The sequence below is a fragment of the Stenotrophomonas lactitubi genome, from assembly GCF_002803515.1.
Classification (GTDB): domain Bacteria; phylum Pseudomonadota; class Gammaproteobacteria; order Xanthomonadales; family Xanthomonadaceae; genus Stenotrophomonas; species Stenotrophomonas lactitubi.
Genome location: NZ_PHQX01000001.1, coordinates 2,251,997 through 2,267,194, shown reverse-complemented (window position 1 = coordinate 2,267,194; position 15,198 = coordinate 2,251,997). Strand labels below are relative to the sequence as shown.

Below are 15,198 nucleotides of genomic sequence, written 5' to 3'. Positions count from 1 at the left end.
GTTCAGCGTGCATCGGACGATGCCTTCGCCGGCAGCCACACCTGCAGGTTGGGGCCGATACGGACAACGCGCACGTGCAGTTCGGCGGCCAGCTGGTCGCGGCTGCGCGCGGCCGTATCCGCGTCGGCCAGCACCGTGACCGGCTGCCGCCGCAGTGCGTCGCCGGCGATCCAGGTGCGGCCGCCGTGCCAGCGATCCAGATCCTGGACAACGTCAGCCAGCGGCGCGGAGACCCAGGCCAGCCGGCGTTCGCGCCATGCCAGCTGCGCCGGGGCTGCTGCAAGCGCGGCCGAGGGCGCCGTGCCATCGAAGCGCAGCTGCTGGCCGGCGGCCGCTTCGCTGCTGCCCGAGCCACTGTCCACGCGCACCTGGTGTTCGGTGACGGTCACTACGCTGGCATCGCCGTTGACCGCGATATCGAAGGCAGTACCCACCGCCGTGACCGTACCGTGCGGCGTATGCACCTGGAACGGACGGTCGCGATCAGGTGCGACCTGGAACCAGGCCTGGCCGTGCCGCAGCTGCAACGCACGCCGGTTGGCATCGATGCGCACGCCCAGTTCGCTGTCCGGCGCGCGCAGCAGATGGCCATGCGCGGTCTGCCGGCTGATGCCGAGCTGGCGGCCGATGTCGGCCAGGCTGAGCTGTTCGACGCGCGCCAGCAGGAACACCTCGCGCGAGCGCGGCGGCAGGGCGGCGATGATCGCGTCGAGGTGACGCAGTTGTTCGGCATCGAGCAGGCATTGCTCGGGCAACGGGGCGGGATCGGCGATGGCCTGCAGCTGCGCGTCGTCCAAGGCCTCTTCGCGACGCCGCTGGATCAGGCGATAGTGGTCTGCGATCAGGTTGTGGGCAACGCGATACAGGTAGGCGCGGCCATTGCTGAGCAGGCCGCTGGCGGCGACTTTGACGACACGCAGCCAGGTTTCCTGGACGACATCATCGGCGTCACTGCGTTGTGGGAGTTTGCGACGGACGTGGGCGTGCAGCGGCCGGTAATGGGCGGCGCACAGCTGCGCGACATCCGTCGATTCGACAGGCGTGGGCACGGGGCGGGCGAAGGCTGGGGAAGGGAACAGCCCGCGGCGGCAAGGGCAGCGGCATTACCTTACAGTAAAAAAGAATCATTTGCATCTAGAGGTGGGGGCGGGGTGTGCCTGTCTTGCTGCGGTGCCGAGCGGATGTAAGCGGACAGTCACTCTGCGAAATCGGGACACGGGGTTTGCAGAATCCCCAGCTCCGGCCCGTCAGGGCGGAATTGACCCTGTGAGCCCCGTATTCCTAACCGTTCGATAGCACCTCAAACGGGGTTAGAACCCCGCCTTAAGCGGGGCTCAAATCGGGGGGAGCTCATCGGCCACCCACCCGCCGCTGCGGAACTGGTTGCCGCCAGCGTGCCCAGCGGACCCGGCCACCACCGTGCCATACAGTGCCGTCCGATGGAGCTCCTCCGTGTCCAGGGCGCCATCCTTTCCCCAGCGCGGCACCAGCGACATCCGCGCGCCACCAGCCGCCGCCATGGCCAGCCGCTCCCAGTCCAGGCCGCCACCAAGCCCGCCCTGGCGGGCCACTTGCAGGCGGTCGGTCTGAGGGGTGAATCGGAGGCGCCGGTAGGTACGCCGAGCCACCACGTTGATGCCCGCGCCCAGAGTGCGCTCCACAATGCTTGGGTCGATCCGCTCCGTCTCTGAGCCGGGCTCAATGGGTAGGTCTACTGCCTGATGGGCGAACAGCTCGCCCACGTCCAGGCTCGCCCCCCCAATCTCGACCTGGACACCGACCAGGGCCACCGTGCCCGCTGGAAGCACCCACCAGGCGGCCCGGCTTCCATCCACCAGCTCAACCACCTTCTGCGTGGCCGAGGCCCCACCGAGGGCCTGGCCAAACGTGGCATCACCAGCCTTGCGCCCCGTGAGCTTGAGGGAGGTGCCGACCGGGCAGGACAAGCCGAGCACCCCGACAACGCGGATGCCTGCAGCCACTGGCCAGCTCAACCGCAGCCGGACGGCCGACGCCCCACCGCTGAGCCGAGCGATGCTTGTGGGGCGCCCATCGGCCAGGGCGGCAAGGTTTGCGGCAGTGGCGCCGTCAACGGCAGCGGTGACGCCTGCAGGGGAGAATCCGATAAGCATGTGGCAGTCCTTATGCGCCCCAGAATTTCAGGGTCAGTTCGCCAGTGATGGGATTGCTGGTTACCGCCGTGACGATCACCTTTCGACCGGCGGCGAGGCCATAGCGCGGGTAGCGGATGCGCCCGACCTGGCCGGGCCGCAGCTGCAGGTCGGGCCGCGCCGTCATCCTGCCGGCGTAGAAGTTGCGGGGCACCGCGTACAGCTTCACGACGCGATCAATCTCCGCTTGAGCGTCAGCACGGCTATCGAAACAAGACTCCACCGCTGGCGCGGCCTCGGCGTGCTGGTAGCAGGCAGGAAGATCACCGGCCGCGTACACCTGTCCACGATGGCTGGCAGACAGTTCCTTGCGGATGCTGGGCGGCACCTGGTCCAGGCCGGTGGCCATGTCGCTGTCGGCCAGGACTACAGCGTTTGGCCGATAGCCCATCCGCCGGGTAAGGCCGGGGGCCAGATCCGGCATCACAACCAGCGGAGCGGCGAGCTCGACCAGGTCGAGCTCGAATGCCAGGTTTGCATCGGCAATGCTCTCAGGGTCGATCAATCGCGTCAGGCGCAGCACGCCATCCCCATCCTGCCACCAGTCGGCACAGTAGCTGCCCAGGATCGCAGCCAAGGCCTCGCGCGGCGTGCTGTTGCCGTCCGCAAAGTAGCCCACCCCGGCATAGCCCGTAGCCTGGTCGATGGCCAGCGCGTCGGCGCTCTGCCATGCAGCTTTCCCAATACGGCCGAACACGTCGGAAAGCGACTGTTGAAGCGTTGCCGGCCGGTCGGCTCCGATGGTCGAAACGTCAGCCGTCAGCGGCCCGAGCGGCGGCGACTGCAGGGAGAGCTGCTGTCCACCAGCAACCAGGCTGTAGGCGGTGCCGGCAACCAGCTCCACTGCGCGGTCCCGGACACTCATCACTGATTGCAACCGCGAATCGCAGATCCATTGCAGCGAACCATCACTGTTTACCGCCGTGGCAGGCACGCTTCGCACCAGTCCGATCACCACGGGCTGCGGCTGCCAAGCAATGCTCTCGCCGTGGGTCGGGAGAAACACGGACCTGCTCAGCGGCTCATCCAGGTCACTGTGCGCGTCCTTGAAAGTCAGGCGCTTGTAACTGTCGTCTTCCACCTCGATTCGATCCAGCACATAGCGGGCGACGGGCACAGCACCCGCCATCGACTGTCCTTGCTCGACCTGGCGCACGGTAACTGGCACGTCACGAATAGCGGACAGCGCAGCGGCATCCAGCATCCCTGCGGCGTCCTGCACACGGACCTGGGCGCTGCCGGCACGCGACTCATTGCCCCACATCCAGAACGAAACTGCGCTGATCGTGCTCAGGCCCTCGGTAGCGATAACTCCAGCGAATGCGGTGTTCGCAGGCGAGTCGCTGGCCGCGCTCATGTAGTCCTCACTTGCGACGCGGATCGTGGGAATCGGATCGGCAGCCTGAGCCCATCCCGCCACTGCGGCCGGACTGAGCCCTTGCCACTGGCCAGCGTTCACGACACAGCGCAGGCCGCGCGCTTTCGTAGCGGCGATGGACACGGCGAAGTAGTACGGGCCACCCGCTGAGACATCAACGCTGGCCACCTGCTGGCCGTCGCGATAGAACTGAGCCTGTGCGGGTGTGCCAGGCAGCACGCGCACGCCCAGTGCCTCTCCCTTGAGGGGGATTGGCAGGCCGCTGGCAATCACAGCGCCGTTGCGAACCACCTGGCCGGTGTGCAGCTTCCAGCCCACCCCATTGAATGCCCCCAGCTCAGATGACAACGACGCTGTGTTGTTGCAGAGGCCGATGATCGCAGTGAGAGGATCATCACCCCACAGCATGAACTCTGCGCCTGCAGGACCGGCAAGCGGGAAGGTGCTCCTGGCGACACGGGCAAGAACAACCGCGCCCGGAGAGGACACGGTCAAGCCGCCATCTTCTACCAGTAGACCAGCACCGAGCGGAGACGCAGCCCAACGGCCAAAGGTACGCACGATGAATCAACCCTCCTGGGGAACTTCGATTGCCTCAAAGCGGTAGACAGAACCGACCCTGAGCGTGGCCGCATCAGCCGGATCGACCGTGAGATTGATCTGCGGCATGTTCGGCTGACTGACCGGGCGGAACTGCAGGTTCACGCCGGGCTGGTCAGCAGACTCGGTGCGAAGGTACAGACGAGCATCAAAACGCATGGTTGTTTCCTCTTGATGGATGAACGGCATTGCCCGGCCGCCCGAACGGGTCACTCCTCGATAGACACCAACGAGAGGCTGGCCGAGATGTCCTGGCCGGTGAAGCTGCCCGACTCGTGGCGCACTTCCTGCTCCGTGAATCCAACGATCTCGGCACGATAGGTACGGTCTTGCGTGCCTTCGTTGTCGTTAAGGGTCACCGATCCTGCCCAGCGGGAAGTTGCGATGTCAGGGCCATCGCGCTCGTTCATCAGCATCACACCGCCGCTGGCTTCAAAGCTGGTCCAGAACTGCTCAGCGTTGTTGCCGAGCTTGCGATAGACGTTCACCGCACAAGCATTCCGACCGCCGCCCGCGACAAAGCCCGTGGCATTCATGTTTCCGTGCCTGCGGGTCACCGTCCGCTGATAGCTGACAACCACGTTTTTGTTGCGCCCGCTGGTGCTGAATGGTCCAACGACAATCGAAACGCCGACGGTCTGTGTGGTGGTGGACTGCGCTGCATTGCGGCGGATGCCTGCAGCGATGGCGCCGCCCCAGTAGGCCCCTCCGTACACATCCATCCACACAGTCGCATTCTGCTTGGTGGCGCCGGCAGCGCCGACGTTAGGGCCAAAGTAGTCGATCAGCCCATCGGGCCCAAAACCATTGCCGATGATGCGTTGCACGTTGCCCCGCCAGACCCGCAGGTATCCATCCTGCAGTTCCATTCCATCCGGCGTTCCAGGACTGATGATGCGCAATACCTGCGACAAAATTCGCATCTCACTACGATGGCCACTTGCCTCGATCTCCATGCCGGCCAAGTTGCCGTCCACATCGAGCGCAATGCCCCACTTGGCACTGCTCTCGGCTCCGCCTGCTGACCATTCCGGCGGCTCGGTGGAATCCTTGTCTACCATCGACAGCATCGGGCGCAGCCAACGAACAAACCAATGCGCATTGTTGACGTGATGGCTGACAAGAATTACACGGGCCCGCACAGCCGTAGCCGGCGCGACTGCTTTTACCCAAAGGCGGCTGTATGAGCTGATGCTGTTTCCGCCACCAGCCAAGTAGGTATCAGGCGAGTTGTGCTGTGACAGTGAGCCGCCATTGGCGTCAAGGAACTCCATCGTCACCCTTGCACGCTGCCCTGATGCATATGCCGAAAAGACGTAGGTCTTTCCCGGCTCAATTGGCGCGTCGCTCGCTGGCCAAACGAACACTGTGCCGTTAACAGCCGTGGTTCCGGACACGATGAGGGCCTGCATCCCATATGGAACGCCCGGATCAACAGCGCCGGAAGTGAAGCCAGGTCCGCGCGCGAAGTACTTCTGCGTTCCGGTGGCACTGTCAGGTGTCCACATATTGGGCCAGCCCGCCGTATCAGGCCCAGTGAACTGGGAGTTTCCAAGAAGGTTGCCGGCACCGCCCTGGTTCCTGACCTTTGCCTCAAGTGTTTGGACTGCTAAGGAACTGGCCTTTCCTGCAATCTCGGCCTGGACGCCCGTCACGGATTGACCCAGTGCGGTGAGCTGCTGCCCCTGCTGAGTCACGGTCGAAGTAAGGCCCGCCGTCGCCGCAGAGCTTGCCGCTGCCGCCGCTGCTGTTTCCTTGCCGCTGGGCACCCAGCCGGTTGCTGCGGTGCCTTCCTGGAACAGCGCATTGTCCAGCTCAATGGCGACGCCCTGGACGGCCGTCGCGTGCATTCGACCCACGAACAGCCGAGCCTCCACGACATCGTCAACCATGGTGTCCGCCTGAAAGACCAAGCGTTGCCATTCCGAAGTCGCCACCACGTTAGGCATGGTGCTTGTTGCCTTGATAACACCAGCCGCGTTACGCCACTGAACGTACATGCGCAACCCGGTTCCCGCAGTGGCGCGCACGTAGCTGCTCAGCACGTACTGGGTTCTGGGCCGAACCGGAACCCAGCCGTTGTCGTTGCGAGTGGCAAGGCCAAGATACTGACCGACTGCCGTGGCATTCGCTTCCAGGCGGATCGCGCGGCCGCCACCCGACAAGGGGGACGGAATGTACTTCAGTACGACGTTGGCCATGTTCCCTTCGCGCTGCCAGCCCGTGGGATCTGACGTGTCACTGGACGAGACTTCATAGCTGCTGTTCGCCAGCAGGTTGTCGCCGCCGATGCCATCGATCCTGGCATTGACGCTGGTGATCGACTGGCCCAGCGAAGTAACGCTGTTCTCATTCGCCAGGGTGCGCGCCTCCAAGCTGGAGGTCGCTGCCGCGTTTGCCTGCGCCGCCTTTTCCAGCGCGGACACGTCCAGGCTCCCCTGCGGACGGCCGTTGACGAACTCAACGATGAGCTCAGTCCAAAGATCGACGCGCCCAGCAGTCTGTGGCGGCGATAGCCGCTGGATACCTGCGCCCTCACCAATGCGCTTGCGCCCAACCAAGATGAACATGCGTGTGCCAGCCAGCGCCTCCAGATTGCGCCGAGAAGCTCCTGCATCGACGAGGCGATCCCTGGTACCAACGATGTCGGCGCCGACGGCGTTGCTCAACGTTCCCGTGTGGTCGCTGGTGAACAGAATGAAATACTGATTGTCCGCCAAGCCGTTGTCGTACCAATCATTGAAGCTGGCGCAGGCTGCCTGCCCATTGCCGTAGGTGTCGAACGTCCTCCGTTCGCCCAGGGTGCTGTCTGCCGCGACCACCAGCACATTTATGCCGCGCGCCGCTCCACCAACTGGTGCACCGGACGCATTTCTTGTGCCAGATGATCGTGGCCCCCCGGTCGGCTGACTGGCAGTCATCGCATTGGCGGTGATGTCATAAACAGTCGCATTTCCGATGCCAGCACGAACCGCAGTCAGTGCGGCGCCTTGGGACAGTAACTGCCCCTCAGCGTTGGTGACACGTGCATTGAGAGCGCTATTTGCCTCCGCATTCGCGCTTGTTTGGGCGGCAATCTCGGTGGCACTTGGAGTCCAGTTGGTGGCGACCTCGCCTTGCTGGAACATTGCATTGTCCAGCGCCACCGCCAACCACTGTGCGGAGGCCGTGGAGACACAGCGGGCGAAGATGCGGGCCGCAACTGCGCCGGCCGGTGCGGTGAACGTGTTGGCGTAACGCTTCATCACGTCTGACATATCGGTGAACTGCACAAACTGCGAGCTACCGATGCCGGCATTGGCACTGTTCAGCCATTGAATCAGCAGTTGCAAGTTGCCCGCAGTTGCCGTCATGCGACAGGCCCACACGGATAAGGTGTACTTGGCGCCGGCTACGATCTTGGGCCGGTTGGCGGTGGCCACTTCCACGCCAATGTACTGGCTGGCAGCAGTGGATGCGTTGGTGGAGCCAATCTGAATCGCGCGCTTGGAGCCAGACACCGCGTAGGTATCGCCATAGCTAACCGTCTGCGCGATGTTGTTGGAGGCAAACCAATCGGGAAGTGTGCTGGTGGGCGCCTGGCTGGATTCAAAGCTGCTGTTTGGCAGCAGGTTGTCGCCGCCGATGTTTGCCAGGGACGCAGTGACACTGGTGATGGCACTACCAAGGCTCGTGATGGTGTTTCCCTGCAGCGTCACCTGGGACTGCAGAGCTTGGAGTGCGCCGTTGGTGGCCTTGCCATCCACGTCGGTGCGCAGGGCACTGATGAGCCCCGACTGTGCGCTGATGAGACCCGCCTGCTGGGTGACAGTTCCGCTCAGCGAGCTGAGGCCATCGGCGACCGCTAGAACCTCGGTTACTTCCTCAACGGCGACATCATCGACCCACAATGTACCTGCGGTGTGGTTCGTGTTGACGTACACGCGCAGTGCGCCGGTTGAAGTCACTGCCACAACCGTTTCCAGTCGCGTCCACTCGGTCCGATTTGCCAAGAACCCCAGGCCGGCGATCAGTGCATCAGTTTGGTCGGCGATTCTGAGCTTGCCGTTGTCGTTAGTGCCGTTATAGGCCGCATCGGTTCTGTAGTGCGCGCTGACACGATACTTTTTGCCGATGACCACGGGGATGTTGCGATCCGTCGCACCATTAGCAGTCATGCTGCGGCCACCTGCGGGTGCGGTGACCTTCAAGCAGCTACCTGTCCGGCCTTCGGGAGCGATGCTAATACCGCCCATGTTGCTGTAGGACCAACCCACAGCGCTGCCTTGGTCCCAGCCACCATTGAGAATCATGTTGCTGCCCTGCGCGATCATCGCAGGTAGAGTCGCGTTGACCTGGTCAATGCGCTGGCCGATAGCTTCGTCGCGGGTGAGGCTTGCCTGTTCGACCGTGTTGACCTTGGCCTCCGACGCGAGCGCACCCGTCCCTGCAGGCAGGCGAACCTCCACAGCCGACTGGCGCTGACTGAGGGCATCGTCTGCACCAACACGCGCCTTCATCTCGTTGTAGGCCAGGCCGCCCGTCAGCTTCGCAGGATCGTTGCCGGTGTAGTCCCCGCGCATCTGCACGGCCAGCGTGTTGCGCTGGCCGGCCTCAGCCGCCAGGGCGGCGGTGCGCGCATCGCTTTCCTGCTGCACCATGGCGACGGATGCGCCAGGCGACGGACGGCCCACGGCAATCCAGTCGTATTCGATGTAGGCGCTGGCCGTCTGCGCGCCCGTCAGTGCCAGGCGGATGGCGCGCAGTGGCGAGGGGCCATTCCACGGCAGGCGGTCAACGTCCAGCACGGCGACGCCGTTGGCGTCGAATGCGGGCGCAGGGATGGAAGTGGACTTGGACTCGTTCCACTCCCGGTCGGCCTCAGTGATCCAACGGATCAGCCCCATCCAGGCGGGATTGCCCACCTTGCGCATCCGCAGCTTGATGAAGCGATAGGCGGCGCCGTCGATATTGAGCGGCGCCGGGGACTGGATGCCGGAGTTGTTGGTGGTGTTGATTGGCCGCAGCATGCCGTCAGCGATAGTCGGGGCGCCATACACACCCGTCCAGCCTTCCAGCCCGGCGTTGAAGTGCCAGATGCCGGCAGAGTCGAACTGCGTGCCGCTGCCTGCGGCGACCTCGGCCAACGAGCGCGCCATCGAATCCAGGCCGTCCTGGACTTTCGTGTTGACCGCGCGGATGTCGGCGGTGCGCTCGGTTTTTTCGTTCAGCACGCTCTGGATTCGGGCGCGCTCCTCGTCGGCCACCTTCGTGGCCAGATCCTCGGCACGCTTGGCCACTTCGCCCACGGCGGCCGCACTTTTCTGACTCTCTGCCAGGATCTGTGCCTGGGCTGCCTGGAAGTCCGCCATACGCTGCTGTGCCTCGGCAGCGTCTGCCAGTGCCAGGTCACGCAGGCCCTGGTCCATCTTGCCCTGCAGCTGGACCAGCTCCGCCGTGGTCGGCGGCACCACGGGGGCCTGAGCCTTGGGCGTGGAATCTGCGGACGAAACGCCGTTCACCTGGACAGTGACTTTCCACCAGCTCACGACACCACTGGCCTCGGTGTAGGTGTAACGCGTGTCTGAGGTTTTGGTGACGTACTTCCATTCACCCGGCTTACCGCCTGCATCGGCCGCGCGCCAGAGGACATAGACAGCACCAGCCAGCGGCGAGGCGTTCCAGGTAATGGTCACGCTATCCGCTGCCGGCTTGGTCTCCACGCCTTCGGCCGGTGGAACCACAACAGCGGGCTTGGCCGACGCCACCCAGTTGGACGGCTGCCGGGTCACAGGCGTGACTGCAGGCAGGCCCTGGCCACCGATTTCTACGAGCAATACTTTCCGGTTCATAGCGCCATCAAAGCGTTGTGTTCACCCTGGCGAGCCAGGGACTGGATGCCGTCGCGGACCTGCAGCAGCACCTCATAGGAGGGATCGGCGTAGCCACGCCCCGGCGCGACCGGCGCAGCTGGTGCTGCAGGCGTGTTGCCAACGCCCGGCGCCGCCGACGCCGGGACCGGAACGCGGCTGTCGGTCAGCACCGTGACCATTTCCTGGGCGATGCGCTTGGGCAGATCGAACAGGATTTCTGCCAGGTCGGTGATGTCGGTCTGCTGGTTCTGCAGGTACTTGGCCAGTTCGTCCGTGGTCAGGCCCAAATCCTTCGCCAGCGCCTCAGCGCTGATGCCAGTGACGTTGCGCAGGATCTCCAGCGGATCGCCACCACGGGCGCCCGCCAGATCCGCCACGCCCTGGGCGATGCGCTGAGCGCGCTCCAGGCGGGCGGCGGCTTCCTGCTGCTGCTCCAGGGCAGCCTTTTGCGCGTACAGCTGCTGCAGCGACGCGGCGGTGCCATCACCGCCAAAGCGCTTGGCCAGCTCCAGCACCTGGGCGTAGTCCACCTGGTAGCCCTGTCCACTCGCGTTGAGTTTGCGGCTGACTTCCAGGAACTGCTGGGCGTATTGGGTGAAGCTCTCCAGGTTGCCGGCGCTGGCGGCGCTTTGCATCAGATCCGATGCCGTGGAGCGCTTCTGCGTGTCGGTGTCCGGCGACAGCGTGCTGCTCAGCTTGAGCGAGTTGATGAAGTCCTGCAGCTTGCTGCTGGTCCCGTCGATGGAACCGCCCAGGCGTTCGATTTCATCGTTGACGCGGTTGAGTGCCAGGCCTACCAGCTCGGATTCCAGCGACCTGGCCAGCGCATCGGCCTTGAGCTGGGCGGCCTGGCGAACGGTGGCCAGATCCTGCTCGCGTGCGGCCAGACCGCCCAGGGCCTTGGCCTGCTGCTGCAGCGTGCGGATGCGCTCCTGTTCCTCCTGGCGCACAGCCAGCAGCGACTTGGCGAAGCCGCTGAAACCATCGGTTGCGATCTCCTGCTGCGCGTTGCCCACTACGCTGCCGTAGGAGGAAGCGGCAGTAGTGATCGCCTTTACCTGTTCCTCCATGGTGCTGCCGGCAGCCTTGGCCATCTGCTGGAACATGGTTGTCGTGCGCTTGACCAGGTCGATTTCCTGGGCATTGAGCACGCGGCCCAGTTCCTGGGCGTTGCCGGTCATCAGCTCGATGGACGCAGCCAGGCTGTTCATCACGTCGCCGGCTTCAAACCCCTTGTTGAGGAAGTCGCCGAAACCGAGGATCGACACGCCACGCCCGGTCAGGTTATTGGCCGCGCCGGTAATCAACTGCTCCAGCTGCGCCTGGGCCTTGTCCGGGTCCGCATCGAGCTGAACCTTGCCGAGGTCTACGCGGACGGAGGACAGCTGGCTGTTGATGTCCACGCCCAGCTGTTCGGCCAGGCTGATGACGCCTGCACGCGCCCGCCCGGTGGCTTGGCTGAAAGCGTCGGTGATCGTGGTATCGACCTGGCCATACTCGGTCCACTTCTTGTCGCTGCGGAACAAGCCGCCCTTGGCCTTGATGTCGGCGTAGGACTGGCCAGCGAATCCGTCGAAACCATACGAGCCGGTCAGGCCCTGCGCCTGGATCTGCGGCTTCTTGCGGCCGAACAAGGCGGCATGGATCGAGGAGCCGGACAGAATGGACGCCGCTTTGGCGTTCAGGCCGAGCTTTCGGGCCATCTTATCGACGTGACCCACCGCACCCAGGGTGGCGATCTTGCCGCCCCAGCTTTCGCCGTTGGCGATGTCCCAGCCCTGATCGAACAGCTCGGCATTCTTCATCATGGCCGCGACAACCCAGCCGATGATCGGCACGGCCATCGACGCGGACGCCGCGCCGCCGCCAGCAGCCCCAGTGCCAATGAAGCCGCCGACGTTGTTGCCAAAGCCCGCCATACTGCCGGGGGCGGCCACGCCGGCACGCCAGCCGCCACCAGCCAGCATGGCGTTGGTGCCAGTGAGGTTGCGGCCACCGCCGATCATGTTGGCCAGGCTGCTCATCCAGCTGGAGCCGGCACCGCCTTGGTTGCCGCCACCGAACATGCCAGCGATCTTCGATAGCCAGTTGCCATCCGCCTGGCCGCGCGACACGCCAGCCAGTGCGCCATTCATGGCGTTGGTGAGGGCCTCCTGGAACGGGCGCACCAGGTTCTGCTCAAGCATGGTGCGCACGATGTCGCGCCAGCCACGCTTGAAGATGTCCTTCAAGCGGCTAAAGAAACTCTCAGACTTGTCCAGGCCGCCGCTGAACATATCGGCCAGCATATCGGCCACGTCCGCCACACCACGGGTGCCAACGTTGGCCCAGTCCTCCAGATCGGCAGTTTGTTGCTCGATGCGAATCGAAGCATTGGCCCACGCTTGAGCTTGGGCGACCAGGCCTGCGGTTGCCTCAGCGTTGATGCCGGCGCCGGCCTTGTTGGCCTCGTTGATCGCCTGGAGCATGTCCTGCTCGTTGCGCAGCTGGCGAGCGCGGCGCTCGCGCTCGATCCCGACCACGCCCAGTAGCTGCACCTCGCCGCTCAGCGTATCGAGCAATGCTGTAGGCGCCTGCTGCTGCTTGGTGACCTCGGCGGCATTCTTGGCCAGCTCGGCCGCTGACGACTTCACCAGGCTGGCGTAGGCCTCCTGGGTGATGAGGTGCTTGGCCAGCTCGCGGTCGAGCTCGGCAATGCGCTGCTTGTGCTGCTCCTGGGCAGCTGCCATTGGCCCGGAGAGCTCGGCAGCGGCCAACGCAGCCTGACGGGTGTACTTGGCCTGGGAGTCGGCCTGCTGCTCTGCCAGGCGCGCGGCCTGCTCGCCGGAGCGCTTGGCCTCGGTCTGGGTACGCGTCAGGTCGCGGGTGACCGCATTCTGCTTGTCCAGCGTCTGGGTGAGCTGGATGAGCTGTTCGTTCTTGGCCCGCGCCAGCTGATAGTCGGCGCTGGTTGGGTCCAGCCCCTTTTGCGCGCTCTCCGTGATGAACTGCGCACGCATGCGGGCGGCCTTGCCCTGGGTCTTCTCGATCAGGTCCAACTGGACGCTCTGGATCTGCTTGTCCAGGCCTTCATTGACCGACTGCAATGCCGCCTTGATCGCAGCGCCAGAGTTGCGCGCGGCTGACGCCACAGTGTCGAAGCTTGCCGCCGCGATGCGGTTGGCGCCGTCCACTCCAAGCTGATCTTTTGCCCACTGCTCCAGCAGTGGCCGGGTTTGCTCCAGAGTCTGGCCCTGATTGGCCTGACGCTTGAGCAGCTCCTCCAGGGAGCGGCGCTGGGCGTCAGTAGCGTCGGTGACGTTGGCTGTGCGAAGCACTAGACCGGCCGAAACCGAGATGGCCCTGTCATAGCCCTTTGTCAGGTTGTCCAGGCGAAGCCGCGCAGACTCAATGGCCGCCGATGCGCCCTCCAGTTCCTTGTCGAAGCCGAATGGCAAAGCACGATCACGCGCTTCAAACGAACGGCGCGTTGCAGACAGACGCTCATACTCATCGCCCAGGTTCTTGATCTCCTGGCGCGCTGCCTCAATGGTCTCAACGGTGTTTGAAAGCTCCGCGAATGACGTGTTCGCAGTCTGCTGATTGAACTCCTGCAGTACCCGCATGGCTGGCTGAAAACCGGCCGTGACGGTCTTAGACAGTTCCTGCGCCTTCTGGTTGCTGTTCATGGCCCAGGCGACGAACAACGTAAGCGCGGTGATCGCAAGACCTGCAGGGCCACCAAATGCGCCCATGGCTGCATTGAGGCCGCGCATAGCAGCAGACTTCGCAGTGAGCGCAACGGACGCGGCCTGGGCAGCAGCGGCGGTGCGCAGTTGCGCGGTAGCCAGGGCTTGCTCGGCCGCAGCGACGCCGCCGGCCACATTCATGCCGGCACGGGCGGCCGACAGGCGGCCTGCAGCCTGTTGCTCAGCTACACGGGCTGCAGCCAGCTCCTCACGCGCCAGCGCCCGCGAGGCAGCGGCGGCCGTGATCTTCTCGGCCGTAGCCCTGGCCAGGCTGACCACCAGGCGACTTCCCAGGGCGACGGCCAGGACGCCGGCAATCTGGTCCAGGTGCTGCATGTTGTTGGCCAGGAACGCGATGCCCTGGGCGAGCCCACCGCTGGCACCCAGCTCCTGGGAGGACTCGCCGACAAACTTCGTGACGCTGTTGCGCAGCAGTTCCATGGCGCGACCGACCGTAAGCGGAATTTGCTCAAACTCGGCGGCGATGACGGCGGACTGATTCTCAAGCGCCGCCACCATCTGATCGACCGTCACCTTGCCGTCGTTGACGTGCTTACGCAGTTCGCCCATCGACACGCCCATGCCATCGGCCATTGCCTTGGCCAAGCGCGGAGAATTCTCCACAACAGAGTTGTATTCCTCTGCACGCAGCACGCCGCCAGCGAGCGCCTGGCTGAGCTGGACGATGGTGTTGGCGGTGGCGACGTTGTTGGCGCCGGAGATGGCGAAGGTCTTGTTGATGGACTCAGTGAGCGCCAGCTGCCGTTGCTGGGTGATCCCGTACTCAGCGGTGGACTGGGACAGACGCGCGTAAAGCGTGGCGGTGCTGTCGAGCGCAGTGGCGGTGCGCTGGGAGATGTTGAACACCTGGGCAGACGCGGTGGCGTAGGCCTTGTGTCCATCTGTTGCCAGCTTGAGGCGCGCCGAAATGTTGGCGTAGTTGTCCGCAACGGAAATGAGGGCGCCGGCCGTCTGTGCGCCGATGTAGGTGGCCACCGTTGCCCGCGCGGAGGCGAGCGCGCTGGATACAGCAGAGACACGGCGAGCGGTGGAATCCGCCGCCGTGCCGATGCTGGAGATGCCCGCCGCACCACGCCGCGCCTGGTCGCCGGTTGTGCCCGCCGTCGCCCCCAGGCGCTTGAGCTCTGCGTCTGAGGCCCGAACGGCAGGCACCAGGCGGCTATTGTCGGCATCGAGGCGGAGGGTGACGGTTGGGTTCACGGGCTATCCGAGGCTTCGCGATGGGCCATGGCCGTGGTGCCAATCAGCACGTCCAGCGATGACATCAGGTCCGGCAGTAGGTGCGGGGCAATGCCCTGGAGAAAGGCAGCGGCTTGGATCTCGCGGGCGTCGATCCCGTCGTAAACCGGGGCGTGCATGCCGGTGATCCAACGGGGCTTGCAGCGCACGAACAGCTGGACGACTTCCCAGTTCTCATCCAAGACCTGGATGACGCTCGGTGGCTCCTC

7 protein-coding genes are annotated in these 15,198 nt (G+C 64.6%); all 7 read right to left on the bottom strand.

The window, feature by feature from the left end:
* Positions 1–2 precede the first annotated feature (2 nt).
* The 7 genes from CR156_RS10640 to CR156_RS22955 all read right to left on the bottom strand — a co-directional run bounded on the left by CR156_RS10640 (position 3) and on the right by CR156_RS22955 (position 15,171).
* Positions 3–1,049, bottom strand: coding sequence for a sigma-70 family RNA polymerase sigma factor (locus CR156_RS10640; RefSeq protein ID WP_243381793.1), 1,047 nt, complete (start codon positions 1,047–1,049; stop codon positions 3–5).
* A 285-nt stretch (positions 1,050–1,334) separates the two neighbouring features.
* Complete coding sequence (locus CR156_RS10635) at positions 1,335–2,132, bottom strand: hypothetical protein (RefSeq protein WP_100552842.1); 798 nt, start codon at positions 2,130–2,132, stop codon at positions 1,335–1,337.
* A 10-nt stretch (positions 2,133–2,142) separates the two neighbouring features.
* Positions 2,143–3,672 carry a hypothetical protein gene (locus tag CR156_RS10630; protein WP_133120082.1) on the bottom strand — a complete coding sequence of 510 codons (1,530 nt, stop codon included), beginning with the start codon at positions 3,670–3,672 and terminating at the stop codon, positions 2,143–2,145.
* Positions 3,673–4,116: 444 nt separating this feature from the next.
* The gene (locus CR156_RS10625) at positions 4,117–4,338 is read right to left on the bottom strand and encodes a hypothetical protein (RefSeq protein ID WP_100552840.1); all 222 of its coding nucleotides are present in this window, start codon (positions 4,336–4,338) and stop codon (positions 4,117–4,119) included.
* Between the two features lie 20 nt (positions 4,339–4,358).
* Positions 4,359–9,980, bottom strand: coding sequence for a hypothetical protein (locus tag CR156_RS10620; protein WP_100552839.1), 5,622 nt, complete (start codon positions 9,978–9,980; stop codon positions 4,359–4,361).
* A complete protein-coding gene (locus tag CR156_RS10615; RefSeq protein WP_100552838.1) occupies positions 9,977–14,950 on the bottom strand; it encodes a tape measure protein in 4,974 nt (1,657 codons plus the stop codon). The genes CR156_RS10620 and CR156_RS10615 overlap by 4 nt, the downstream gene beginning before the upstream one ends.
* On the bottom strand, positions 14,947–15,171 hold the full coding sequence (locus CR156_RS22955; RefSeq protein ID WP_165780988.1) for a DUF1799 domain-containing protein: 225 nt from the start codon (positions 15,169–15,171) through the stop codon (positions 14,947–14,949). The genes CR156_RS10615 and CR156_RS22955 overlap by 4 nt, the downstream gene beginning before the upstream one ends.
* Between the last annotated feature and the right edge of the window lie 27 nt (positions 15,172–15,198).

What these genes read in the sequence shown, in the direction of transcription:
- CR156_RS10635 (WP_100552842.1), bottom strand. Translation starts at nt 2,132, where the DNA reads ATGCTTATCGGATTCTCCCCTGCAGGCGTCACCGCTGCCGTTGACGGC.
- CR156_RS10625 (WP_100552840.1), bottom strand. Translation starts at nt 4,338, where the DNA reads ATGCCGTTCATCCATCAAGAGGAAACAACCATGCGTTTTGATGCTCGT.
- CR156_RS10620 (WP_100552839.1), bottom strand. Translation starts at nt 9,980, where the DNA reads ATGAACCGGAAAGTATTGCTCGTAGAAATCGGTGGCCAGGGCCTGCCT.